At 64.2% G+C, this 24,330-nt stretch carries 22 protein-coding genes, 1 tRNA gene and 2 rRNA genes (1 of these 25 only partly in view); 17 read left to right on the forward strand and 8 right to left on the reverse strand.

The genetic code is table 11. The annotated features are described in order from the left end of the window. From ACQY78_RS25760 to ACQY78_RS25770, 3 genes are all read left to right on the forward strand, one after another. A 23S ribosomal RNA gene (locus tag ACQY78_RS25760) occupies positions 1-1,790 on the forward strand (it extends 940 nt beyond the left edge of the window). Positions 1,791-1,870: 80 nt separating this feature from the next. Continuing rightward, positions 1,871-1,985: ribosomal RNA gene (gene rrf / locus ACQY78_RS25765) — 5S ribosomal RNA — on the forward strand. A 59-nt stretch (positions 1,986-2,044) separates the two neighbouring features. After that, positions 2,045-2,121: transfer RNA gene (locus tag ACQY78_RS25770), tRNA-Met, on the forward strand. A gap of 65 nt (positions 2,122-2,186) precedes the next feature. On the opposite strand, the gene ACQY78_RS25775 is transcribed toward ACQY78_RS25770, so the two are convergent. Further along, positions 2,187-2,861, reverse strand: a complete 675-nt coding sequence (locus ACQY78_RS25775; protein ID WP_428686504.1) for a uracil-DNA glycosylase — start codon at positions 2,859-2,861, stop codon at positions 2,187-2,189. Beyond that, positions 2,852-3,487, reverse strand: coding sequence for an NYN domain-containing protein (locus ACQY78_RS25780; RefSeq protein ID WP_428680569.1), 636 nt, complete (start codon positions 3,485-3,487; stop codon positions 2,852-2,854). The genes ACQY78_RS25775 and ACQY78_RS25780 overlap by 10 nt, the downstream gene beginning before the upstream one ends. A gap of 145 nt (positions 3,488-3,632) precedes the next feature. Here ACQY78_RS25780 and folK point away from each other — a divergent pair, with 145 nt between their 5' ends. The 8 genes from folK (at position 3,633) to era (ending at position 10,610) form a co-directional block, all read left to right on the forward strand. Next, the gene (gene folK, locus ACQY78_RS25785; protein ID WP_428686506.1) at positions 3,633-4,184 is read left to right on the forward strand and encodes a 2-amino-4-hydroxy-6-hydroxymethyldihydropteridine diphosphokinase; all 552 of its coding nucleotides are present in this window, start codon (positions 3,633-3,635) and stop codon (positions 4,182-4,184) included. 33 nt (positions 4,185-4,217) lie between these two features. Further along, complete coding sequence (gene rpoZ, locus ACQY78_RS25790) at positions 4,218-4,580, forward strand: DNA-directed RNA polymerase subunit omega (protein ID WP_428680572.1); 363 nt, start codon at positions 4,218-4,220, stop codon at positions 4,578-4,580. Positions 4,581-4,675: 95 nt separating this feature from the next. Then, positions 4,676-6,859, forward strand: coding sequence for a RelA/SpoT family protein (locus ACQY78_RS25795; protein ID WP_428680575.1), 2,184 nt, complete (start codon positions 4,676-4,678; stop codon positions 6,857-6,859). A gap of 34 nt (positions 6,860-6,893) precedes the next feature. Continuing rightward, positions 6,894-7,646, forward strand: a complete 753-nt coding sequence (locus ACQY78_RS25800; protein ID WP_428680578.1) for a pyridoxine 5'-phosphate synthase — start codon at positions 6,894-6,896, stop codon at positions 7,644-7,646. Further along, a complete protein-coding gene (gene acpS / locus ACQY78_RS25805; RefSeq protein WP_428680581.1) occupies positions 7,643-8,044 on the forward strand; it encodes a holo-ACP synthase in 402 nt (133 codons plus the stop codon). The genes ACQY78_RS25800 and acpS overlap by 4 nt, the downstream gene beginning before the upstream one ends. Before the next feature lie 108 nt (positions 8,045-8,152). Continuing rightward, on the forward strand, positions 8,153-8,977 hold the full coding sequence (lepB, locus tag ACQY78_RS25810) for a signal peptidase I (RefSeq protein ID WP_428680584.1): 825 nt from the start codon (positions 8,153-8,155) through the stop codon (positions 8,975-8,977). Further along, positions 8,929-9,681 (forward strand): ribonuclease III, encoded by a 753-nt coding sequence (rnc, locus tag ACQY78_RS25815; RefSeq protein WP_428680587.1) that lies wholly within the window; start codon positions 8,929-8,931, stop codon positions 9,679-9,681. Before lepB ends, rnc begins: the two co-directional genes overlap by 49 nt. After that, complete coding sequence (era, locus tag ACQY78_RS25820) at positions 9,678-10,610, forward strand: GTPase Era (protein WP_428680590.1); 933 nt, start codon at positions 9,678-9,680, stop codon at positions 10,608-10,610. Before rnc ends, era begins: the two co-directional genes overlap by 4 nt. 128 nt (positions 10,611-10,738) lie before the next feature. Here era and ACQY78_RS25825 read toward each other — a convergent pair whose 3' ends face one another. Further along, positions 10,739-12,262, reverse strand: coding sequence for an alkaline phosphatase D family protein (locus ACQY78_RS25825; protein WP_428680593.1), 1,524 nt, complete (start codon positions 12,260-12,262; stop codon positions 10,739-10,741). 82 nt (positions 12,263-12,344) lie between these two features. Between ACQY78_RS25825 and recO the strand changes: the two genes are divergently transcribed. The 6 genes from recO (at position 12,345) to ACQY78_RS25855 (ending at position 19,947) form a co-directional block, all read left to right on the forward strand. Next, the gene (gene recO / locus ACQY78_RS25830) at positions 12,345-13,061 is read left to right on the forward strand and encodes a DNA repair protein RecO (protein ID WP_428680596.1); all 717 of its coding nucleotides are present in this window, start codon (positions 12,345-12,347) and stop codon (positions 13,059-13,061) included. 54 nt (positions 13,062-13,115) lie between these two features. After that, positions 13,116-15,356 (forward strand): DNA topoisomerase IV subunit A, encoded by a 2,241-nt coding sequence (gene parC, locus ACQY78_RS25835; protein ID WP_428680599.1) that lies wholly within the window; start codon positions 13,116-13,118, stop codon positions 15,354-15,356. Between the two features lie 2 nt (positions 15,357-15,358). Then, a complete protein-coding gene (locus tag ACQY78_RS25840; RefSeq protein ID WP_428680602.1) occupies positions 15,359-16,165 on the forward strand; it encodes an undecaprenyl-diphosphate phosphatase in 807 nt (268 codons plus the stop codon). A gap of 93 nt (positions 16,166-16,258) precedes the next feature. Continuing rightward, entirely contained in the window at positions 16,259-17,365 is a 1,107-nt protein-coding gene (locus ACQY78_RS25845) for a TRAP transporter substrate-binding protein (protein WP_428680605.1), read from the forward strand. Positions 17,366-17,541: 176 nt separating this feature from the next. Continuing rightward, positions 17,542-18,648, forward strand: a complete 1,107-nt coding sequence (locus ACQY78_RS25850) for a TRAP transporter substrate-binding protein (RefSeq protein WP_428680608.1) — start codon at positions 17,542-17,544, stop codon at positions 18,646-18,648. A 195-nt stretch (positions 18,649-18,843) separates the two neighbouring features. Beyond that, positions 18,844-19,947, forward strand: a complete 1,104-nt coding sequence (locus tag ACQY78_RS25855; RefSeq protein ID WP_428680611.1) for a TRAP transporter substrate-binding protein — start codon at positions 18,844-18,846, stop codon at positions 19,945-19,947. Positions 19,948-20,011: 64 nt separating this feature from the next. Here ACQY78_RS25855 and ACQY78_RS25860 read toward each other — a convergent pair whose 3' ends face one another. From ACQY78_RS25860 to recR, 5 genes are all read right to left on the reverse strand, one after another. Then, a complete protein-coding gene (locus ACQY78_RS25860; protein ID WP_428680614.1) occupies positions 20,012-21,601 on the reverse strand; it encodes a TRAP transporter large permease in 1,590 nt (529 codons plus the stop codon). Further along, a complete protein-coding gene (locus tag ACQY78_RS25865) occupies positions 21,598-22,143 on the reverse strand; it encodes a TRAP transporter small permease subunit (protein WP_428680617.1) in 546 nt (181 codons plus the stop codon). Before ACQY78_RS25865 ends, ACQY78_RS25860 begins: the two co-directional genes overlap by 4 nt. Positions 22,144-22,297: 154 nt before the next feature. Then, positions 22,298-23,032, reverse strand: a complete 735-nt coding sequence (locus tag ACQY78_RS25870; RefSeq protein ID WP_428680620.1) for an arginyltransferase — start codon at positions 23,030-23,032, stop codon at positions 22,298-22,300. An 84-nt stretch (positions 23,033-23,116) separates the two neighbouring features. After that, positions 23,117-23,722, reverse strand: a complete 606-nt coding sequence (locus tag ACQY78_RS25875; protein ID WP_428680623.1) for a DUF4126 domain-containing protein — start codon at positions 23,720-23,722, stop codon at positions 23,117-23,119. A gap of 10 nt (positions 23,723-23,732) precedes the next feature. Continuing rightward, complete coding sequence (gene recR, locus ACQY78_RS25880) at positions 23,733-24,326, reverse strand: recombination mediator RecR (protein ID WP_428680626.1); 594 nt, start codon at positions 24,324-24,326, stop codon at positions 23,733-23,735. Between the last annotated feature and the right edge of the window lie 4 nt (positions 24,327-24,330).

Raw genomic sequence — 24,330 nt, forward strand, 5'->3', positions numbered from 1 at the left:
GGTCCGTCGTCGAGAGGGAAACAGCCCAGACCGCCAGCTAAGGTCCCTAAGTCATGGCTAAGTGGGAAAGGATGTGGGAATTCCATAACAACCAGGAGGTTGGCTTAGAAGCAGCCATCCTTTAAAGAAAGCGTAATAGCTCACTGGTCTAATTAAGAAATCCTGCGCCGAAGATGTACCGGGGCTCAAGCCATGCACCGAAGCTGCGGACTCGAAAGAGTGGTAGCGGAGCGTTCCGTAAGCCTGCGAAGGGAGACCCGTGAGGGCTCCTGGAGGTATCGGAAGTGAGAATGCTGACATAAGTAGCGATAAAAAGCGTGAGAGACGCTTTCGCCGTAAGTCCAAGGGTTCCTGCGCAAGGTCAATCCGCGCAGGGTTAGCCGGCCCCTAAGTCGAGGGCGACAGCCGTAGACGATGGGAACCACGTCAATATTCGTGGGCCTGCTGGTGGTGACGGATCCGAAAAGTGGCCCGAGCTCGTTGGCGAATGCTCGGGCGGCCCAAGGGTTCCAGGAAATAGCCCCAGCGTATAGACCGTACCCTAAACCGACACAGGTGGACTGGTAGAGTATACCAAGGCGCTTGAGGGAACCATGTTGAAGGAACTAGGCAATTTACCCCCGTAACTTCGGGATAAGGGGGCCTCTGACGGTCTCGTCAGAGGGGCACAGACTAGGGGGTGGCGACTGTTTACCAAAAACACAGGGCTCTGCTAAGCCGTGAGGCGAAGTATAGGGTCTGACGCCTGCCCGGTGCCGGAAGGTTAAGAGGAGAGGTGCAAGCCTTGAATTGAAGCCCCGGTAAACGGCGGCCGTAACTATAACGGTCCTAAGGTAGCGAAATTCCTTGTCGGGTAAGTTCCGACCTGCACGAATGGCGTAACGACTTCCCCGCTGTCTCCAACATGGGCTCGGCGAAATTGAATTCCCCGTGAAGATGCGGGGTACCCGCAGTTAGACGGAAAGACCCCGTGCACCTTTACTACAACTTTGCAGTGGCATTAGAGAATGGATGTGTAGGATAGGCGGGAGCCTTTGAAACCGGGGCGCTAGCTCTGGTGGAGGCAACCTTGAAATACCGCCCTTTTGTTCTTTGATGTCTAACCGCGGTCTGTCATCCAGATCCGGGACCCTGCATGGTGGGTAGTTTGACTGGGGCGGTCGCCTCCCAAAGAGTAACGGAGGCGCGCGATGGTGGGCTCAGGCCGGTCGGAAATCGGCTGCTGAGTGCAATGGCACAAGCCCGCCTGACTGCGAGACTGACAAGTCGAGCAGGGACGAAAGTCGGCCATAGTGATCCGGTGGTTCCGCGTGAGTGGGCCATCGCTCAACGGATAAAAGGTACGCCGGGGATAACAGGCTGATACCACCCAAGCGTCCACAGCGACGGTGGTGTTTGGCACCTCGATGTCGACTCATCACATCCTGGGGCTGGAGCAGGTCCCAAGGGTTCGGCTGTTCGCCGATTAAAGTGGTACGTGAGTTGGGTTCAAAACGTCGTGAGACAGTTTGGTCCCTATCTGCTGTGGGTGTTCGAGACTTGAGAGGAGCCGTCCTTAGTACGAGAGGACCGGGATGGACTTACCTCTGGTGTACCGGTTATGGCGCCAGCCGTAGCGCCGGGTAGCTATGTAGTGAAGGGATAAACGCTGAAAGCATCTAAGCGTGAAACCCGCCTCAAAACTAGGTCTCGCTGAGAGTCGTGGTAGACCACCACGTTGATAGGCCGCATGTGCAAGTGCAGTGATGCATTCAGCTTAGCGGTACTAATAGCTCGATCGGCTTGACTTCATTCGTTCCGTGCAGCGGTCGACATCCGCCGCATGGCCTTGTGCACGACTTTAAGACCTCAATCCTTTGCGTTCGGACGATCCGGTGGCTCTAGCGAGAGGTGTACACCCGATCCCATTCCGAACTCGGACGTGAAAACTCTCAGCGCCAATGGTACTGTGTCTCAAGGCACGGGAGAGTAGGTCGCTGCCGGATCTTCCGAACGCTAAGGAAATACATTCCGGATAAACACGCGCTCAGCGCGATCGATTTGACGCGGGGTGGAGCAGCCCGGTAGCTCGTCAGGCTCATAACCTGAAGGTCGTAGGTTCAAATCCTGCCCCCGCAACCATAGAAACCGACATTCCAACGGCTCCGGCCGAAGGGATGTCGGTTTTTCTGTTTCTGCGCGAAGCGTCAGGTGTCGAGCGCGCGGCTGACGCCGTCGAAGACCTGGTGGAACATCTCGGTCGTGAGGCGGCCGGTGTTCGTGTTGTAGCGCGAGCAGTGATAGCTGTCGGCGAGCATCAGGCCGGTGGGAAGCTCGTGCAGGCGGCCATGGATGAACGGGTAGGCGCCGGCCGGCCGCACGGTCAGGGCGCGCAGGATCTGGTCGTGGGCTCCCTTGCCCAGGGCCACGAGGATCCGCAGCTTCGGCATGACGGCGAGTTCGGACTGCAGGAACGGCCGGCAGGCGGTGAACTCGAGGGGCAGGGGCTTGTTCTCCGGCGGCAGGCAGCGCACGGCGTTGGCGATGCGGCAGTCGACGAGCCGCAGCCCGTCGGTCGGATCGGCCCGGTAGGTGCCCTGGGCGAAACCGAACTTCAGCAAGGTCGAGTAGAGGAGGTCACCGGCATAGTCGCCGGTGAAGGGGCGGCCGGTGCGGTTGGCGCCCTTCATGCCGGGCGCCAGGCCGACGATCAGCAGGCGGGCGTCGAGCTTGCCAAACGACCGGACCGGCGCATTCTTCCAATCCGGAAACTTGCCCTGCAGCTCGTGACGGAACGCCACGAGCCTCGGACAGAGTGGGCAGTCGAGCGGCGGCTCTTCGAAGGCTTGCGCAGGCACGGGGTGAGGCGGCCTTAGGCCGATCGCATCATCGACTCAGGCGGCGCCTCGTCGAATTCCCCTTCGGCCTCGCGCGGTGTACCCGGCGCGGCGGCCGGACGCGGCGCGCGCTCCGACGGATTGCGGGCGATCAGCGGCGCCAGCTCGGACAGCTCGATGAAGTCGTCGGCCTGACGGCGCAGCTCATCCGCCACCATCGGCGGGGCGGACTTGATGGTGCTGACGACCGAGACCCGGATGCCGCGGCGCTGAACCGCTTCCACCAGCCGGCGGAAGTCGCCGTCGCCCGAGAACAGGATCACATGGTCGAGATGGTCGGCCATTTCGAGCACGTCGATGGCCAGCTCGATGTCCATGTTGCCCTTGATCTTGCGGCGACCCATGGCATCGGTGAACTCCTTGGCCGGCTTGGTGACCATGGTGTAGCCGTTGTAGTCGAGCCAATCGATCAGCGGCCGGATCGGCGAATATTCCTGATCCTCGACCAGCGCGGTGTAATAATAGGCGCGGACCAGCCGGCCCTTTTCGCGGAACACCTTCAACAGCCGGCGATAGTCGATGTCGAAGCCGAGGGAGCGGGCGGCCGAGTAGAGATTCGCACCGTCGATGAACAGCGCAACGCGCTCGTTCTCGTAAAAATTGCCTTTCATGGCGATCAAGCCCTTATGAATAATATGCGCAGGTCGAGCGTAAAATATGCGTGGCCACCGAAGGCTGGTAACTCCCAGCGCTCGGAAAGTATATTAAGAGTAGGTATTTCATCCATAGATCACAAGGGGTTGGGGGCGCTTGCTGGTGGACAATAGAGACCGCCGACCGATTTTCATTGGCGCCGGAGCCAATCTGCCCCACCCGTCCTATGCCTCGCCCCAGGAGACGCTCCAGGCCGCGCTGCTGGAACTGGACCGGCGGCAGGTGCGCGTACTGCGCTATTCCCGCTGGTACAGGACGGCGCCGGTGCCGGCGTCCGATCAGCCCTGGTACGTCAATCTGGTGGCCGAAATCGCCACGTCCCTGTCGCCCGACGAGCTGCTGGCCACCCTGCACGAGATCGAGGACCTGTTCGGCCGTGTCCGGAGCGTGCCGAATGCGGCCCGCCTGATCGACCTGGATTTGCTCGATTATCGGGGGCACATCGCGGCTCCCGGCCCTTCGAAGGCGACCCTGCCGCATCCCCGGATGACGGGGCGGGCCTTCGTATTGCGCCCGCTGGCCGATCTGGCCCCCGCCTGGCGCCACCCGGTCTCGGGAGCTTCGATTCGCGAATTCCTGGACGCCTTGCCAGCGGACCAGATCGCCCAGCCCTTCGAACCTCCCGGCTTGCCTTTTGGGCAGGGGCTTGTATAACCCGCGACTTCCAAGAAATTTGAGGTCCCCGCCATGGCGCGTGTCACCGTCGAAGACTGCATCGTGCAGGTTCCCAACCGTTTCGAACTGGTCATGTTTGCATCGCAGCGCGCTCGCGATATCTCCGCCGGCGCCCAGATCACGCTCGACCGCGACCGCGACAAGAACCCCGTGGTGGCGCTGCGCGAGATCGCCGAGATGAAGCTCGACCAGGTGGTCCTGAAGGACTCCCTGATCTCCGGCATGCAGAAGCACGCCGACGTCGACAAGCCCGAGGAAGTCAACGAGATGGCCGAGCTCGAGCAGGAGCTGGCCGCGGCGCTGGCGCAGGGCGGTGCGGAAGCCGCCCAGCCCAAGGCGCTGCCGATGGCCGAGGAAGACGACGTCGCCGAATAGCCGGACGGCGGGCTGAGCCCTAACAGGGTTCAGCCTGCTATTCGCGCAATCGTCGTGGAGTGATCGCAATCGTCCCCATATAGTGGGCGACTGCCATGATTCGCCAATTTGAACTCGTCGAACGCGTACAGTCCTACGATCCGGATGCGGACGAGGACGTTCTGAACCGTGCCTACGTCTATGGGCTGAAGAAGCACGGCAACCAGCTTCGCGCCTCGGGCGACCCCTATTTCTCCCATCCCGTCGAGGTCGCCGGCCTCCTGGCCGAGATGCGGCTCGACACCGACTCGATCGTCACCGGCCTGCTGCACGACACGCTGGAGGATACCGACGCCACGCGCGACGAGATCGCCAGCCTGTTCGGCGAGGACATCGCGCGCCTGGTCGACGGCGTCACCAAGCTCTCGCGCCTGGAGATCCAGTCGGAGAGCACCAAGGAAGCCGAGAACCTGCGGAAGCTGGTGCTGGCGATGTCGTCGGACATCCGCGTGCTGCTGGTGAAGCTCGCCGACCGCCTGCACAACATGCGCACGCTCCATCACATCAAGGAGCCGGCGCGCCGCCGCCGCATCGCACGCGAAACCATGGACCTCTATGCGCCGCTCGCCTCGCGCATCGGCATGGAGAAGGTGAAGCGCGAGTTGGAAGAGCTGGCGTTCGCCGAACTCAATCCCGATGGCCGCGCGTCGGTGCTGGCGCGCCAGGGTTACCTGCGCGAGCGCGGCGACAAGCTGGTGCCCCAGATCGAGGTCGAGCTGGTCCGCACGCTGAAGGAGGGCGGGCTCGAGGCCCAGGTTTCGGGCCGCGAGAAGACGCCCTATTCGATCTGGCGGAAGATGCAGAAGAAGAACGTATCCTTCGAGCAGCTCTCCGACATCATGGCGTTCCGCATCATCGTCGCGGACGTGGCGCAGTGTTATCAGGCACTCGGCCTGTTGCACGGCCGCTACCAGGTGCTGCCGCAGCGCTTCAAGGACTACATTTCGGTTCCCAAGCCGAACGGCTACCGCTCGCTCCATACCGGCGTCATCGGCCCGCTCGGCCAGCGCATCGAGATACAGATCCGCACCGGCGAGATGCAGGACCAGGCGGAGCGCGGCGTGGCCGCCCACTGGATCTACAAGCAGGGGGAGCCATCGACCGACGCGCCGCAATATGCCTGGCTGCGCAGTCTCATGGACATCCTCGACAAGGCGCCCAACGCCGAGGAGTTCCTCGAGCACACCAAGCTCGAGATGTTTCAGGACCAGGTCTTCTGCTTTACGCCCAAGGGCAAGCTGATCGCGCTGCCGCGCGGCGCAACCCCGATCGACTTCGCCTATGCCGTGCACAGCCAGGTGGGCGACACCTGCGTCGGCGCCAAGATCAACGGCCGCATGTTGCCCCTGCGTACGCAGCTCACCAACGGCGACCAGGTCGATATCATCACATCGAAGGCCCAGACCCCGTCGCCGACCTGGGAGCGCTTCGTCGTCACCGGCAAGGCCAAGGCCGCGATCCGCCGCTTCATTCGCACGCGCCAGCGCGAGCAGTACATCCAGCTCGGCAAGTCGCTGCTCGACAAGGCCTTTCACGAGGAGGGCTACGAGGTCACCGAGAAGGGCCTCGAGGGCGTGCGCCTCAACTTCAAGCAGGCCTCGACGGACGATCTCGTCGCCACGGTCGGCGCCGGGCTTTTGGGCGCCCGCGAGGTCCTGACGGCGGTCTATCCGGGGCTGAAGCAGCCGCGGAAGGGGGGCGCCGACGTGGTGCCGATCACGCGCGCGCGTACCGGCAAGTCGGGCAAGGCGGGCGAGGGCGCGCGAGGGGGCAAGCTGGACGGCGAGCAGATCGCCATTCGCGGGCTGATCCCGGGCATGGCGGTGCACTTTGCGCGCTGCTGCCACCCGCTGCCCGGCGATCGAATCGTGGGCATCATCACCACCGGCAAGGGCGTCACCATCCACACGATCGACTGCGCCACGCTGGAGAGCTTCTCGGAGTCGCCGGAGCGCTGGATCGACGTCGGCTGGGATTCGGTGAGCGAGGGGGGAGGTGGCGTCTACACCGGCCGCCTCAAGATCACCGTCGCGAACCAGCCTGGCAGCCTGTCGAGCCTGTCCACGGTGATCGCCCGCCACGAGGGAAACATCTCCAACCTGCGCATCGTCAACCGGTCGATGGATTTCTTCGACATGGTGATCGACGTCGAGGTGTCCGATGTGAAGCATCTGGCCGACATCACCGCGGCGCTGCGCGCCACCCCCGCCATCAACGCCGTCGAACGCGCCCGCAATTGACGGCTTCCTCGACCTCTCTCCGCGAAAGTTGCGTATGACTGCGCCCCATCCCCTGCGTCTCGGCATCAACATCGATCACGTCGCCACGGTACGGAACGCCCGTGGCGGGCATCTGCCCGATCCGCTGCGCGCCGCGCGCCTGGCCGAGGCGGCCGGTGCCGACGGCATCACGGCGCATCTGCGCGAAGACCGGCGCCACATCGTCGACGCCGACATCGACGGGCTGATGCGGGAGCTCAAGGTGCCGCTCAATTTCGAGATGGCGGCGACCGAGGAGATGATCGACATCGCCTTGCGCCATCGCCCGCACGCCGCCTGTATCGTGCCGGAGAAGCGCGAGGAGCGCACGACCGAAGGCGGGCTCGACGCCGCCGGTCAGCACAATCACCTCAAGCCGATGATTGCCCGCCTGCGCGATGCCGGCATCCGCGTCTCGCTGTTCATCGAGGCCGATCCCCGGCAACTCGAGGCGGCCGTCACGCTGGGGGCGCCGGTCGTGGAATTGCACACCGGGCGCTATTGCGAGATCGAGGGCCCGCCTAAGCAGGCGGAATTGCAGCGCATCGCCTCGGCGGCGGCGCTGTGCGCCAGACTCGGCCTGGAGTGCCATGCCGGCCATGGGCTGAGCTACGCCGACGTCGGGCCGATTGCCGCCATTCCCGAAGTGCGCGAACTCAACATCGGCCATTTCCTGATCGGCGAGGCGATCTTCGTCGGTCTGGAACCGGCGATCCGCGAAATGCGGCGTATCATGGACGCCGCGCGCGCCGCGGGAGCCGCGGCGTGATCATCGGCCTGGGCAACGATCTCTGCGACATCCGGCGCATCGAGAAATCGCTGGAGCGCTTTGGTCAGCGGTTCATTCAGCGCGTCTTCACGGAAACCGAGCAGAAGCGCTCGGAAGGCCGGGCGACCCGGGCCGCCAGCTACGCCAAGCGCTTCGCCGCCAAGGAGGCCTGCGCCAAGGCGCTGGGGACGGGGCTGCGGGCGGGCGTCTTCTGGCGTGACATGGGTGTGATCAATCAGAAGAGCGGCAAGCCCACCCTGGCCCTGACGGGCGGGGCGTTGGCCCGGCTTCAAAAGATCACGCCGGCCGGCATGACGGCACAAATCGACTTGAGCATCACCGACGAATACCCGCTGGCTCAGGCGGTCGTGATCATCTCCGCGGTGCCCGGCCCATGATCCGACGGGTGCTTTCGGCAGTCGGCACGGCTCCCATGCCGCGGTTGGGGCGGGAGACAGGGGCGCCGGGCCCTGCTATAGCCCCGGCTTGTTCAAACTGGTACGGCGATGACGGACGTGGCTGAGCGTCGCAAGAGAGCACAAGAGAAGACCGGCGGGTGGGGCGAAACCGTCCGGACGGTGGTCTATGCCGTCCTGATCGCACTGGTCGTGCGGACCTTTGCCATCGAGCCTTTCAACATCCCCAGCGGCTCGATGATCCCGACCTTGCTGGTCGGCGACTACCTGTTCGTGTCCAAGTATTCGTACGGATACAGCAAGCATTCCTTCCCGTTTTCGCTCGGTGTCTTTTCCGGACGGATCTTCGGCTCGCCCCCGGAGCGCGGTGACGTCGCCGTGTTCAAGTATCCCGGCGACCAGGGCCAGGGCGTCAATCGCACCGATTACATCAAGCGCATCGTCGGCATGCCGGGCGACCGTATCCAGGTGACGAACGGCCTGCTGCACATAAACGGCGTGGCGGTCGACCGGCTGAAGATCGGCGATCATGTGAAGGGCAATAACGGGCACTATCAGAAGGGCACGCTCTACAGCGAAACCCTGCCGAACGGCCGCCGCTACACGGTTCTCGAATATCGCGACGATGGCATGGCCGACAACACCCCGGAATTCCTGGTGCCGGCCGGCAGTTACTTCGTCATGGGCGACAATCGCGACGATTCGCTCGACAGTCGAACGCGGCTGATGCTGCGCGACTTCACGGGCTCGACACGCGATCGCGACCAGCTCGGCTGGTATGTGCCGGCCGAGAACCTGGTGGGCCGGGCGGAATTCATATTCTTCTCGCACGATCCATCAGCCGCAGGGTGGCTGGAGCCGTGGAAATGGCCCGAGGCGATACGCTGGAACCGCTTCTTCATGGCAATCCACTGAATTCGACAGACGTCGATCTCGCGGCGCTGTCGAAGGGTGTGGGTCATGTTTTCGCGCATCCAGAATTGGCTTCGGAAGCGCTGACCCATCGCAGCGCGCTCGACCGCCGGCCCGAGCTCAAGGCGGCCTTCCCGAACGGCAACGAGCGGCTGGAATTCCTGGGCGACCGCGTCCTGTCGCTCGCCATGGCCGATCTTCTGTTGCGCCACTTCCCGCACGAGCGCGAAGGCGAGCTGGCGCGCCGCCACGCCGCTCTGGTGCGCGCCGAAACGCTGGTCGAGATCGCGACGGAAATCGGCCTCGGCGTCCATTTGCGGCTCGGCGATTCGGAGCGGACGCAGGGCAGTAGCGTGCGGCCCAACATCCTGGCCGATGCGCTGGAAGCGCTCCTCGGTGCCATCTTCCTGGATGCCGGCCTCGAAGCCGCGGCGGCCAGCGTGGCCGTGCTGTGGGGCGACCGCCTGAGCAGTCGGGTGGCGGTGCCCCGCGATCCCAAGACGGCCCTGCAGGAATGGGCCCAGGCGCGCCGCCTGCCCCTTCCGGTCTATCTCGAGGTTGATCGCGAGGGGCCGCCGCACGCGCCGGTCTTCGTGGTCGATGCGATTCTCAAGGGACACGAACCCGCCCGTGGCCGCGGCGGCAGCAAGCGCGAGGCCGAGCGGCTGGCTGCCATGACATTGCTGGAAAGGTTGAACGAGGCATGAGCACACCTGCAACGCGGGCCGGCTTCGTCGCCGTCGTCGGCGCGCCGAACGCCGGCAAATCGACCCTGGTGAACGGGCTGGTCGGGTCCAAGGTGAGCATCGTGTCACCCAAGGTGCAGACCACGCGCATGCGCGTGATCGGCATCGCGATGGCGGACATTCCCGACACGGGCGACGGTTCCTCGCGGGCGCAGGTCGTGCTGGTCGATACGCCCGGCATTTTCCGCGTCGCCAAGCGACGCCTGGAGCGCGCCATGGTCGCCGCCGCCTGGCAGGGCGCCAACGATGCCGACCTGGTGGCGCTGGTGGTCGATGCCGAGCGCGGTATTGGCCAGGAGACCAAGGCGATCGCCGAGCGGCTCAAGGATTCGAAGACGCCGCGCATCCTTGTCCTGAACAAGATCGACCTGGTGGCGCGCGAGACGTTGCTCGCGCTCACCGCCGAACTCAACGCGATCGTGCCGTTCGAGCGCACCTTCATGGTGAGCGCGCTCAAGGCTGACGGCATCGGCGACCTGCTCGCCGCTTTCGCGCTCGCCGTCCCGCCGGGGCCGTTCCTCTACCCGGAGGATCAGGCCGCCGACCTGCCGCTGCGCTTGCTGGCGGCGGAGGTGACGCGCGAGCAGGTGTTCATGCAGCTTCACCAGGAACTGCCCTACGAGGCGGCGGTCGAGACCGAGAAGTGGGAGGATCGTCCCGACGGCAGCGTCAGGGTCGAGCAGATCATCTATGTCCAGCGCGAGGGCCAGCGCGCGATCTTCCTCGGCAAGGGCGGGGCCCGCATCAAGCAGATCGGCGCGCGCGCGCGTCACGAGCTTTCGCAGATGCTCGAGCGTCCGGTGCATCTCTTCCTGCACGTCAAGGTGAGCGAGCGCTGGGCCGAAGATCCCTCGCATTACCGAACGATCGGGCTGGATTATCAGTCCTGAAGTGACGGCCTCAGGCCGCGTTCACAACTGTCGTCCTGAGCGAAGCGAAGGACCTGGCGGAGCGACCAGCGGACTCCTTATCAGCCGTTAGATCTTTCGCTGCGCTCAGGATGACAGAGTTGTTGTTTCTAGGACGGCGCCAGTTCCAGCGAATGGATGACCTTGCCGCTCGCGTCGCGATGGCTGACCGTCATTGCGCCTGAGCGGCCATCGATCTTCACGTGGCCGAAGTGGCACGATCCTTCGAGCGGCGAGAGATCGAAGCGGCCGGGCGGCGGCACCTTCTGGAAGATCACCTGAGGTCCAAACGTGCCGTCGAGTGCGTTCGGTCCGAAGCCGCCGGCGCAGAGCGGCCCCGACACGAATTCGTAGAACGGCGTGAAGTCCTGGAAGGCGGCCCGGGCGGGATCGTAGCGATGGGTGGCGGGATAGTGCACGTCGGCGGTGATCCAGTGCACGTTGCGGATGTCCTCGCGCCTGATGAAGGACAGCAAGCCGGCGATCTCCAACTCGCGCCCGAGCGGCGGCCCGTCGTCGCTATTGGCCACCGCCTCGAAGCCGGATTTGCGGCGCCAGTCGTCAAAAACGACGAGCCCGAGCGGCATGTCGGCCGCGATGATCTTCCAGGTCGCCGTTGAGGATTTGAGCGCCTGTTTCAGCCATCCGACCTGTTCGAGGCCGAGAAAGGCCGTGTCCTTGTCCGCCCCCTCCTGCCGGTTGGGACCGTTGGCGGCGCGGAAGCTCCGCATGTCGAGGCGGAAGAGATCGAGACGCGGACCGAACGAGAACTTGCGATAGAGGCGCATCGGTCCGTCCAGTCCGCCGGCCAGCGGCATGAACTCGCGAAAGGCGCGTTCGGCGCGCTGCGCCAGCACGCCCACGCTCTTCTCGCGATAACGCGGGTCCTCGTCGAGGCGCTTTTCCCGGTACCAGTTGTCGACGACGTCGTGATCGTCCCACAGGGCGATCATCGGGACCTCGGCGTTGAAGTGGCGCAGGTTGGCGTCGAGGAAATTGTAGAGATGATTGCCGCGGAACTCGTCGAGCGTCTCGGCGACCTTCGACTTCGCGTCCGTAACGAGGTTCTTCCAGAGGCGCCCGTCCGGCAGCTTCTTCTCCGACGCGAGCGGATCGTCGGCATAGATCGTGTCGCCGCAATGAACGAAGAAGTCCGGCGCCAGCGACCTCATCGTCTCGTAGATCGTCATGCCGCCGATGTCGGGATTGATGCCCCAGCCCTGGCCGACCGTGTCGGCAGACCACACGAAGCTCACATCTGCCGCGGCAGCCAGGGGCGTGCGGAAGCGGCCCTGCACCCAATCGCTCGTCGCGCCTGCGATGGCCGGATCGGCATAGGCGACGCGATAGAAGATCGTCTGCCCCGGCGGCAGCTCGCCCAGACGCAGGCGTGACGTGAAACCGGCCGCTTCGAGCGCGAGCGGCCCTTCGATCCGCCGAGCGTCCGTAAAACGCTCTGTCGTTGCATATTCGACGATCATGCGGGCCGCCCGGTCCGAACGGCTCCACAGGGTCACGCCGTCGATGCTGATGTCGCCTGACTGGACGCCCTGCATCAGACGTGGCCGCGCGGCGGCGGACGTCTGGGCGAAGACACGAGAGGGCAGGGCGGCGAGCGCGCCTGCGCCCTTCAAGGCTCGCCGTCTCGATATCGGCCCCGGTCGTTTCGCCATGGCGCAACCTAGCGCGATTTGCCCCGGCGGGGCATACACGAGCATGGAATGGACGGACGAAGGCATCGTGCTGACAGCACGGTCTCACGGCGAGACCGGCCTCGTCGTGTCGCTGCTGACGCGCGATCATGGGCGACATTCGGGTTTCGTCCCGGGCGGCGTCTCGCGGCGCGCCCGTCCGGTCTGGCAATCCGGGAACGTGGTTGAGGTGGCCTGGCGGGGCCGGCTTCCCGAGCAGCTGGGCAATTACTCGGGCGAACTGCGCGAGGCGAATGCCGCCCGCGCCATGGACGATGCCTCGGAGCTGGCGGGGCTTGCCTCGGCGTGCGCCGTCATCGACGCCGCCCTGCCCGAGCGGGAGCCGCATCCGGCGATGTTCGACGGGTTCCGGGCGTTCCTGGGCTCGATCGGTCATCCCGGTTGGCCCACGATCTATGTCCGCCTCGAACTGGGCCTGCTGCAGGAGCTGGGCTTCGGCCTCGATCTCGAGAAATGCGCCGCCACGGGGTCGACCGAGGAACTGGCCTATGTCTCGCCGAAGACGGGCCGTGCCGTCTCCCGCGCGGCCGCCGGGCCCTACAAGGAGAAGCTGCTGCCGCTGCCGGGCTTTCTATCCACCGGTGGGTTGTCCTCGGATGACGTGGAGCTGAGCCAGGGCCTCGATCTGACGGGCTTTTTCCTCGAACGGCACGTTTTTTGGCCGCACAACAAGCCCTTGCCTCCCGCACGGTCGAGATTTATGGAATCGCTCCAACGCTAGAATAATCACGGCCGCGGCTGGAACTGCGGCTCTTCCCCCTCGTCACGCTGGTCCATGGCAAAGCGCAATAACGTCGTCCAACTGGCCGAAGTGAAGCCGGTGCAATTCGGAGACGCGCTCCGCGAGCGCTATCTGTCGTATGCGCTGTCGACCATCATGTCGCGGTCGCTGCCGGACGTGCGCGACGGGCTGAAGCCCGTGCATCGCCGGTTGATGTACGCGATGCGCCAGCTGCGGCTCGATCCGACCAGCGCCTTCAAGAAGAGCGCCCGCGTGGTCGGCGACGTGATCGGCCAGTATCACCCGCACGGTGACCAGTCGATCTACGACGCTCTGGTGCGCCTCGCGCAGGAATTCGCCGCGCGCTATCCGCTGATCGAGGGCCAGGGCAATTTCGGCAACATCGACGGCGATAACCCCGCCGCGATGCGTTACACCGAGGCGCGCCTCACCGAGGTGGCCGAGGCGCTGCTGGGCGGCATCGACGAAAACGCCGTCGACTTCCGGCCCAACTACGACGGCTCGACCGAGGAGCCGATCGTCCTGCCGGGCGGCTTTCCCAACCTGCTGGCCAATGGGGCTGCGGGCATCGCCGTCGGCATGGCGACCTCGATCCCGCCGCACAATGTCGGCGAGCTCTGCGACGCGCTGCTGCATGTCATCAAGACGCCCAACTCGCGCATCGAGACCCTGGTCGACTTGGTGAAGGGGCCGGATTTCCCGACCGGCGGCATCCTGGTCGAGCCGCGCGAGGCCATCGTCGAGGCCTACAGGACCGGCCGTGGTGCCTTCCGCCTGCGCGCCAAATGGGAAGTCGAGCAGCTCCCGCGCGGCCAGTACCGCATCGTCGTCACGCAGATCCCCTATCAGGTGCAGAAGGGAAAGCTGATCGAGCGGATCGCTGAGATCATCAACGCCAAGAAGCTGCCGATCCTCGAGGACGTGCGCGACGAGTCGGCCGACGATGTGCGCATCGTGCTGGAGCCGAAGACCGGCAACGTGCCGGCCGAGCTGCTGATGGAGCAGCTCTTCAAGCTCAGCGACCTCGAGACGCGTTTCCCGCTGAACCTCAATGTCCTCGACAAGGACAACACGCCGCGCGTCATGGACCTGCGCGAGGCGCTGCAGGCCTTCCTCGACCACCGCCGCGAGGTGCTGGTCCGCCGTTCGACCTTCCGGCTGGCTGCGATCGAGCGGCGCCTGGAGATCCTCGAAGGCTACCTGATCGCCTATCTGAACCTCGACAAGCTGATCAAGATCATCCGCGAGGAAGACGAGCCCAAGCCCAAGATGATCGCGGCATTCGGGCTCACCGACATGCAGGCCGAAGCGATCCTGAACATGCGCCTGCGCGCCCTGCGCCGGCTCGAGGAATTCGAGATCCGCGGCGAGCACAAGAAGCTCAGCGCCGAGCGCAAGGATCTCAAGGCCCTGCTCAAGGACGAAGGTCTCCAGTGGGAGGCCATCGCCGACGAGGTGCGCGAAACCAAGAAGAAGTTCGGCGGCAAGACCGAGCTGGGGCGGCGCCGTACCGAACTTGCCGACGCGCCGGCCGAGATCGAGCATACGATCGAGGATTTCGTCGAGCGCGAGCCGGTCACGGTCATCCTGTCCGAAAAGGGATGGATCCGCGCTGCCAAGGGCCATCTCGACGACAAGGCTGCCGGCGAACTGAAGTACAAGGAAGGCGATACGGCACGCTTCGCCATTCACGCCCAGTCCACGGACAAGATCCTGCTCTTCGGCAGCAATGGCCGTTTCTACACGGTAGGGTGCGATCGCCTCCCGAGTGCGCGCGGCCATGGCGAGCCGATCCGGCTGATGATCGAGCTGGGCAACGACCAGGACATCGTCCAGCTCGACGTGTTCAGAGGCGGCCGCAAGTTCCTGGTCGCGTCGGACGCCGCCCGCGGCTTCATCGTGCCGGAAGACGAGGTCGTGGCGCAGACCAAGAACGGCAAGCAGGTCCTGAATCTTGCCGACAAGGAAAAGGCCCAGGTCCTCGGCATCGTCCCCGACGGTGCGAACTCGATTGCCGTGTTGAGCGAAGGCCGCAAGCTGCTGATCTTCCCGCTCGACCAGGTTCCCGAGATGGGGCGGGGCAGGGGCGTGCTGCTGCAGAAGTCGAAGGGCGACCAGCTCTCGGATGCGCAGGCCTTCGTGCTTTCGGCAGGGTTGCCATGGGGCAATCGGACCATCCCGGCAGCCGAGTTGAAGTTCTGGCGGGGCGAGCGTGCGCAGGCGGGGCGCATGCCGGAGAAGGGCTGGCCGCGGGCCAAACGCTTCAAGGATTGAGAATGGACCTGACGCTGATCTGGAAGGCGCTGCTGATCGGCGTTATCGAAGGTCTCACCGAGTTCCTCCCTGTCTCGTCGACGGGCCACATCATCCTCGCCGAGGAACTGCTCCATTTCGAGGGGCCGCCGGGCAAGGTGTTCGAGATCGTGATCCAGCTCGGCGCGATCCTCGCCGTCTGCCTTCTTTATCGCGCGAAGATCTGGACGACCGCGATGGGCGTGCTGGAGCGCGACAAGCAGGCGACCCGGTTCACGGTGGCCATCCTGGTGGCTTTCCTGCCGGCGGTGATCATCGGCGTGGCGGCTCATAAATACATCAAGTCGGTGTTGTTCAGCCCGTGGGTTGTCGCCATCGCCCTGATCGTGGGCGGCATCGCGATCCTGCTGATCGAGCGCTTTGCGCAGAGGCCGCGCATCAAGAGCCTCGATGAAGTCGACCTGAAGACTGCCCTCTACATCGGTCTCTGCCAGTGTGTGGCGATGATCCCCGGCGTCTCGCGCTCGGGCGCCACGATCATGGGCGCTCGCATATTCCGCGTGGACCGTGCAACGGCTGCCGAGTTCTCTTTTTTCCTCGCCATGCCCACAATGTTGGGGGCGACAGTCTACGATCTCTACAAGAACTGGTCGTCGTTGAGCTGGGACCATGGCGGCGTGATCGCCCTTGGGTTCGCCGCCGCCTTCGTGTCGGCGATGATCGTGGTCCGCGCCTTCGTGCGTTTCATCAGCCGCCACGGGTTTACCGTTTTTGCCTGGTACCGCATTGCAGTGGGCGCATTGGCGCTCACGCTATTGCTCATGCGTTGAGCCTTTCTTCCGATGCAGCGCGCGTGTCATAAGCCGCGCAAATCAGGCGGCATCCGGTGTCGTCCTGCAACACGAGCTGGGAGTCCTAGTTTCATGCAACGTCGCAAGTTCATCCGTACGGCCGGTGTCGGCACCGCCGCCGTCGCCGCCACCGGCGCGCTGGCCGCGCCGGCCATTGCCCAGTCGTCGCCCGAGCTGAAGTGGCGCATGGCGTCGAGCTTCCCGAAGTCGCTCGACACGATCTTCGGCTCCGGCGAGCTCTTCACGAAGTACGTGTCCGATGCCACCGACGGAAAGTTCCAGATCCGTCTGTTCGCCGCGGGTGAGATCGTCCCCGGCCTCCAGGTCGCCGACGCCGTCCAGAACGGCACTGTCGAGATGGGCCATACCGCGTCTTACTATTACGTCGGGAAGGACCTGACCTTCGCGCTCGATTGCGCGGTGCCGTTCGGCCTGAACGCGCGCCAGCAGGACGCCTGGTGGAACTGGGGCAACGGCCGCCAGCTGATGAACGAGTTCTTCAAGGACTACAACATCCACTCGATCCCGTGCGGCAACACCGGCGCCCAGATGGGCGGCTGGTTCCGCAAGGAGATCAAGACCGTCGATGACCTCAAGGGCCTGAAGTTCCGCGTCAGCGGCTTTGCCGGCGAAGTCCTGACGAAGCTCGGCGTGGTGCCGCAGCAGATCGCCGGCGGCGACATCTACCCGGCACTGGAGAAGGGCACGATCGATGCCGCCGAGTGGGTCGGCCCGTACGATGACCAGAAGCTCGGCTTCAACAAGGTCGCGCCGAACTACTACTATCCCGGCTGGTGGGAAGCCGGTCCGCAGCTCTCGGCCTACGTGAATCTGGCCAAGTGGGCGGAGCTGCCGAAGTCGTACCAGGCGATCGTCGAGGCTGCCGCCGCCAAGGCGCACACTTCGATGCTGTCGAAGTACGATGCGCAGAACCCGAAGGCTGTGCGCGAGCTCGTTGCCTCCGGCACCAAGCTGCTGCCGTTCTCGGCACCCGTACTCGAGGCCTGCTACAACGCGACCAACGAGGTGTTCGCCTCGCTCAACGAGAAGAACCCGAAGTGGAAGAAGATCTTCGAATCGTGGAAGCCCTTCCGCGCCGAAGAGGTGCTGTGGTTCCGCGTTGCCGAAAACACGATGGACAACTTCATGGCGCGACAGTCGGCCGCCAACAAGCTCTAGGGTTTACTCCCCGGAGACACGTGAAAACCCCGCTTCGGCGGGGTTTTCTTTTGTCTGCCGCCCGCCTGCACATGCTTTTCATCGCCGTTGCGCTATGCGATAAACCGCCACCAACAAGGTAGTTCGCCCTGCAGAAGAGGCGATCATAAGCAAGAGACTTTAGGGGGATATTCCATATGCAACGTCGCAAATTCATTCGCACGGCCGGCGTCGGCGGTGCGACGGTCGCCGCAGCCGGCGTCCTGGCCGCTCCGGCGGTTGCCCAGTCGATGCCGGAGGTGAAGTGGCGCATGGCGTCGAGCTTCCCCAAGTCACTCGACACGATCTACGGCGCCGGCGAGTACTTCGCCAAGCGGGTCGCGGCCCTGACCGACAATAAGTTCCAGATTCGTGTCTTCGCGGCCGGCGAAATCGTCCCGGGCCTGCAGGTCGTCGACGCCGTCCAGAACGAGACCGTCGAGTGCGGCCACACGGCGGCCTACTACTATGTCGGCAAGGATCCGACCTTCGCCTTCGATACGGCACTGCCGTTCGGCCTCAACACCCGCCAGCACAATGCGTGGGTCTACTTCGGCGGCGGCCTCGAGCTGATGCGGGAGTTCTACAAGGAATACAAGATGACCTCGTTCCTGATGAGCCATACCGGCGCTCAGATGGGCGGATGGTGGCGCAAGGAGATCAAGACGCCCGAGGACATGAAGGGCGTGAAGATGCGCATCGGCGGCTTTGCCGGCCAGGTGATGGCGAAGCTCGGCGTGGTGCCGCAGCAGATCGCCGGCGGCGACATCTACCCGGCGCTGGAGAAGGGCACGATCGATGCCGCCGAATGGGTCGGCCCGTACGACGACCAGAAGCTCGGCTTCAACAAGGTCGCGCCGTATTACTACTACCCTGGCTGGTGGGAAGGTTGCGCCGCCCTGTCGCTCTACTGCGGCGATAAGGCGTTCGATGCGCTGCCGCCGATGTACAAGGAGGCGATCGCGGTGGCTTCGGGCGACACGGTGAGCTGGTCGGTCGCCAAGTACGACGCCCAGAACCCGCGCGCGCTGCGCGAGCTCGTGGCCGCAGGAACGAAGTTCCTGCCGTTCCCGCAATCGGTCATGGAAGCGTGCTTCGGCGCCGCCAACGAACTCTACGCCGAGACCATTTCCAAGAATCCGAAATTCAAGAAGGTCTACGATTCCTGGAAGCCCTTCCGGAACGAAGAAGTTCTCTGGTTCCGTGTGGCCGAAAACACGTTCGACAACTTCATGGCGCGCCAGTCGGCCGCTAACAAGCTTTAGGACCAGCCGGTCTGCCGCTCGAAAGCCCCGCTTCGGCGGGGCTTTTTATTGCCCGGACAGACTCAATTCACGGCTGAAGATTGCATATTTTTAAGGAATTTCCGGCATCCGGACGCTTTTCAAATCCAATTTCGCATGCCAGTGTTGCAATCACTGAAGGGGGCCATGAAGGCAACCGCGGGAGGAAACAGAAAAATGCAGCGCAGGAAATTCATCAGGACGGCGGGCGTTGGTGCCGCGGGAGTTGCAGCGGCGACGACGATTGCCGCACCGGCGATTGCCCAGAGCATGCCGGAAGTGAAGTGGCGTCTGACGTCGAGCTTCCCCAAGTCGCTCGACACGCTGTACGGCGGCTCCGAGCTGTTCGCCAAGGTCATCGGCGAGATGTCCGACGGCAAGTTCCAGGTCCGCGCCTTCGCCGCCGGCGAAATCGTCCCCGGCCTGCAGGTGGCGGATGCGGTGCAGAACGGCACCGTCGAGGCCGGACAGACCGCGGCCTACTACTATTTCGGCAAGCACCCGAACTTCGTGTTCGAGACCGGCCTGCCGTTCTCGGTCAACCAGCGCCAGCTCTATGCTTGGTTGTACTTCGGTGGCGGCCATCAGCTGATCAACGAATTCTACAAGGAGTATAATTTCCGCTCCTTCGTCTTCGGCGGCACGGGCTGCCAGATGGGCGGCTGGTTCCGCAAGGAAATCAAGTCGATGGACGACATGAAGGGCCTGAAGTTCCGCGTCGGCGGCTTCGCGGGCCTGATCCTGGAGCGTCTCGGCGTCGTGCCGCAGCAGATCGCCGGCGGCGACATCTATCCCGCGCTGGAGAAGGGCACGATCGACGCCTGCGAATGGGTCGGTCCGTACGACGACGAGAAACTCGGCTTCAACAAGGTCGCCAAGTACTACTATTACCCCGGCTGGTGGGAAGGCTGCTCCGGCGGCTCGCTCTACATCAACAACCAGGCCTGGGAGAAGCTGCCCAAGAACTACCAGAGCATGGTCGAGGTCGCGTCCGGCCTGGTGACGTCCTGGATGGTGCCCAAGTACGATGCCAGCAATCCGGCGGCGCTGCGCCGGCTGGTGGCGGGTGGTGCGGAGCTGCGGCCGTTCCCGCGCTCGGTCCTCGAGCCCTGCTTCAACGAAGCCTACAAGTTCTACGACGAGCTGGCGGCAAAGGATCCGAAGTTCAAGAAGATCTACGAGAGCCTGAAGGCGTTCCGCTCCGACGAGAACCTGTGGTTCCGCGTGGCCGAGAACACGTTCGACAATTTCAACTTCGCGATGTCGGCACAAGGCCGCTGAGCGAAGCGAAGCGCCACAAGAGAAAAGCCCCGCCGGTTGGCGGGGCTTTTTTTGTGTCTTCGATCTACTTGAAGACGGGTGGAGCGGAGTCTTCCGACGGCGGTGCCTGGATCTCGATCGTCACCTTGCTGGGATCGATGCCGTGCGGCTTGTCGAGGAAGTAGGTCACCGATTGCGGGATCGCGATCACGATCGCCACCATGATGAGCTGCAGCAGCACCCACGGGATCGAGCCCCAGTAGATGTCCGAACTCTTCACTTCCTTGGGGGCCACGCTGCGCAGGTAGAACAGCGCGAAACCGAAGGGCGGGTGCATGAACGACGTCTGCATGTTCACGCAGAGCATGACGCCGAACCAGATGAGGGCGGCATCGGCTCCCACGACCGGTGCGAGCAGCTTCTGCGCGACCGGCGCCAGCATCGGGATGATGATGAAGGCGATCTCGAAGAAGTCGAGGAAGAAGGCCAGGAAGAAGACGAACAGGTTGACGACGATCAGGAAGCCCCAGACGCCGCCCGGCAGGTTCGACATCAGATGTTCGACCCACTGGTTGCCGTCGACACCCTGGAAGGTGATCGAGAAGCAGGTCGCGCCGACCAGGATGAAGGCCACCATCGCGGTGATGCGCATCGTCGCCTGGAACGCCTGAACGATCAGGTCCCGCAGCTCCTTGTGCTGCCAGGCCCGCCAGCACAGCCAGATGATCGCCGCGAACATGACCGTGAAGGCGACCTTGAAGGCGAAGGACTTGAAGGCGACCGTGCCGATCAGGGCGCCGATGATGGCGGCGGCGCAGCCGCCGAAGAACATGAGCCGGTCGAACTTGGTGAGCGGTGCGTTGCGCACCACCGCCAGGACGATGGCGCCGATCGTGCCCATCGCACCCGCCTCGGTGGGCGTCGCCAAGCCCATCATGATGGTGCCCAGCACGAGGAAGATGAGCACGGCGGCGGGGATGATGCCCCAGGCGCACTTGACCAGGAGGTCCTTGCCGAACAGCGTCCGCGGCACCGGCGGCAGGGCCTCCGGCTTCACGATCGTCAGATAGAAGGTGTAGCCGGCGAACAGGGCGATCTGCAGCAGCGAGGGGCCCCAGGCGCCGAGATACATGTCGCCCACCGACTTGCCGAGCTGGTCGGCCAGCACGATCAGCACCAGCGACGGCGGCACGAGCTGCGTGATCGTGCCCGACGCGGCCAGCACGCCGGTCGCGTAGCGCATGTCGTACTTGTAACGCATCATCACCGGCAGGGTGATCAGTGCCATGGCGATGACCTGCGCGGCCACGGTCCCGGTGATGGCGCCGAGGACGAAGCCCACGATGATCGTCGAATAGCCCAGTCCGCCCTTGATGGGGCCGAACAGCTGGCCCATCGATTCGAGCATGTCCTCTGCCAGCCCGCATTTTTCCAGGATGGCGCCCATGAAGGTGAAGAACGGGATGGCGAGCAGCAGCTCGTTCGACAGGATGCTGCCGAACACGCGACCCGGGATGGCCTGCATGAAGGCCATCGTGAAGTAGCCCATCTCGATCGACAGGAACCCGAAGAAGAAGCCGACGGCGCAGAGCGAGAAGGCGACCGGGTAGCCGATGATCATGAAGACGACGAGGCCGCCAAACATCAGCGGCGGCATATAATCGAGAGGGATCATTGGGTGGGCCTCTCGTAGTGAGCTTCGAGGCTATCCACGGCATATCCGTTGAGGAAGGCCACCCGCTTGATGAGTTCGGAAATGCCCTGCAGGGCGACCAGGCCGAAGCCCAGGGGAAGCACCAGCTTGATCGGCCAGCGCAGCAGCCCGCCGGCATTCGAGGAATGCTCGTTGACGTTGAACGACTGCATGAAGAACGGCCAGCTCAGCCAGGCCAGGATGCTGCAGGTCGGCAGGAGGAAGATCAGCGTGCCGAGAATGTCGACCCAGAGCTGCCCGCGGCGGCTCAAGGTCATGTAGAAGAGGTCGACCCGGACATGCTCGTTCCGCTTCATCGTGTAGGATGCCCCGAACATCACGATGACGGCGAACATGTACCACTGGATTTCGAGCCAGCCGTTCGAACTCGTGTCATAGGCGTAGCGCACCATGGCGTTGCCGGCACTGACGACGCAGGCCAGCAACACGAGCCAGTTGCAGATATTGCCTATCTTTTCGTTTAACGCGTCGATCAGCGCGCTGAATCCCAGCAATGAGCGCATCCCGTCTCCCCTGATTGCGAGTTATTATTTGCCGCCCATCCGTTCTCGCCGACGGATAGGCTTTCTTAACTTGGTCCGCTGCGCGATGCCAGAGCTTGCATTGATCCGCAATGCGGACGAGGTGCGTCAAGACGCTCCACCGTCACGACATTGCCTACGCCGTAGGCAGCTCCGTCCATCCATCGGGACCGAAGGATTCCAAAGGGCGGAACAAGCGCTTGTAGGACATCTTGCTCGAATCGGCGATCCAGTAGCCGAGATAGACATAGGGCAGGCCGCGTTTGGCGGCGGCTGCCGCAAGCCACAGAATCATGTGCGTGCCGAGCCCGCGCCGCGGGTCCTGCGGATCGAAGAAGCTGTAGACCGCCGACACGCCGCTCGACAGCCAGTCGACGAGGCAGGCGCCGACCAGCCGACCATCGGCCGAATCGTCCCGGAACTCGATGATCGCCGTTTCGACCGGGCTCTCCTCGACCATGGCGCGATAGTCGTCGAAATCCATGTCGGCCATGTCGCCGTCGCGATGGCGCGTCAGGACATAGCGCGAGAACAACGAGAACTGCTCGCCGGTCGCTAGGGCCTGCGTCTCGACGGCATGGACATGCTCGTTCCGGCGCTGGATGCGGCGCTGCGCCCGGCTGGGCTCGAAGTCCCGCACGCGAATGCGCACCGGAACACAGGCTCTGCAACCGTCGCACAGCGGTTTGTAGACGAAGTGGTGCGAGCGGCGGAAGCCGGCGTCGGTCAGCGTGTCGTGCTGGGAGATGGCGTCCGGCCCGCTCAGTTCGGTGACGAGTTTGGTCTCCAGACGATGCGGCAGATACGGACAGCGCATCGCCGGCGTCGTGCGGAAGAACCGAAGGGACTGGATGTTCTGGCGGATGAACATGTGCTTGCGATTGTGAGTGTACGCTTCGGGCGGGCGAAGGAAAGCGTCAGTTGTTCCGCCAAAGGTCGATGGAGGGGCCTGCGGTCAGGGCCCCTGTTGCAGGCCCCGGGTTAGCCGGCGAAACGGTATCAGGGCCAATCGTATGAGCTTGGGCAGGAGCCATATCAGGAGCACCACGAACACGGCCAGGAGGCACAAAAAAGTGATCGGATGGGCGATCGCCAACGTGAGCCCGCCGAGGACGGTGACGTCCTCGCCCAGCGAAGCGAACACGTTGGAGAACGGCTCCGGCGAGGTGTTGATCAGGGCGCGCGATCCGGTCTTGGCGAGGTGGGTCCCGGCCGCGAGCGTCCCGCCGAGCAGGCCGGCGATGATCGAAAACTCCGGACTGAGGCCGGCGGCGGCGCCATAAGCCAGGAGCATGCCCGCGGGGATGCGCACAAAGGTCTGAAGCACGTCGTTGATGCTGTCGACGTAGGGGATCTTGTCGGCCAGGAAATTGAGCGCGAACAGGATCGCCGCCACACCGAGCACCCAGGGCGATTCCAGGACCTGCAGATCCTGCGGCAGGGCGACCACGCCGAGACGTTGCGCGATCCCGAGGACCAGCACGGCGGCGTAGGCGTTCAGGCCGCTGGCCCAACCGGCGCCCAGGGCGATGGCGATGGCGGTAAGGGTTTCGGCGCTCATGCGGGCAAAACTACAGCGCGCGCCGCGCCTTGAAGGCGGTGGCGAGCGTCCCGTCGTCGAGCCAGTCGAGTTCGCCGCCGACCGGCACGCCGTGCGCCAGCCGCGTCAGCGGCACATCGTGGTCGGACAGCCGCTCGGCGAGGTAGTGCGCCGTGGTCTGGCCGTCGACGGTGGCATTGGTCGCCATGATCACTTCGCGGACGCCGCCGGCGGAGACGCGCTCGACCAGGGTGCCGATGTTGAGCTCCTCGGGGCCGATCCCGTCGAGCGCCGACAGCGAGCCGCCCAGCACGTGATAGCGGCCCGAAAAGATGCGCCCACGCTCCATGGCCCACAGGTCGCCGACATCCTCGACCACGCAGATCAGTCCGGTATCCCGGCGGGGATCGGCGCAGATCGAGCAGGGATCGATCGTATCGAGGTTGCCGCAGACGCTGCAGGACCGGATCGCCCGCGCCGCATCGGCCAGCGCCGCGCCGAGCGGCTGCATCAGCGTCTCGCGCTTCTTCAGGAGATGCAGCGCCGCGCGTCGGGCCGAGCGCGGCCCCAGGCCCGGCAGGCGGCCGAGGAGCTGGATCAGCCGCTCGATCTCCGGGCCGTTCATCTTT

The sequence above is a fragment of the Reyranella sp. genome, assembly GCF_965279625.1.
Taxonomy (GTDB): Bacteria; Pseudomonadota; Alphaproteobacteria; order Reyranellales; family Reyranellaceae; genus Reyranella.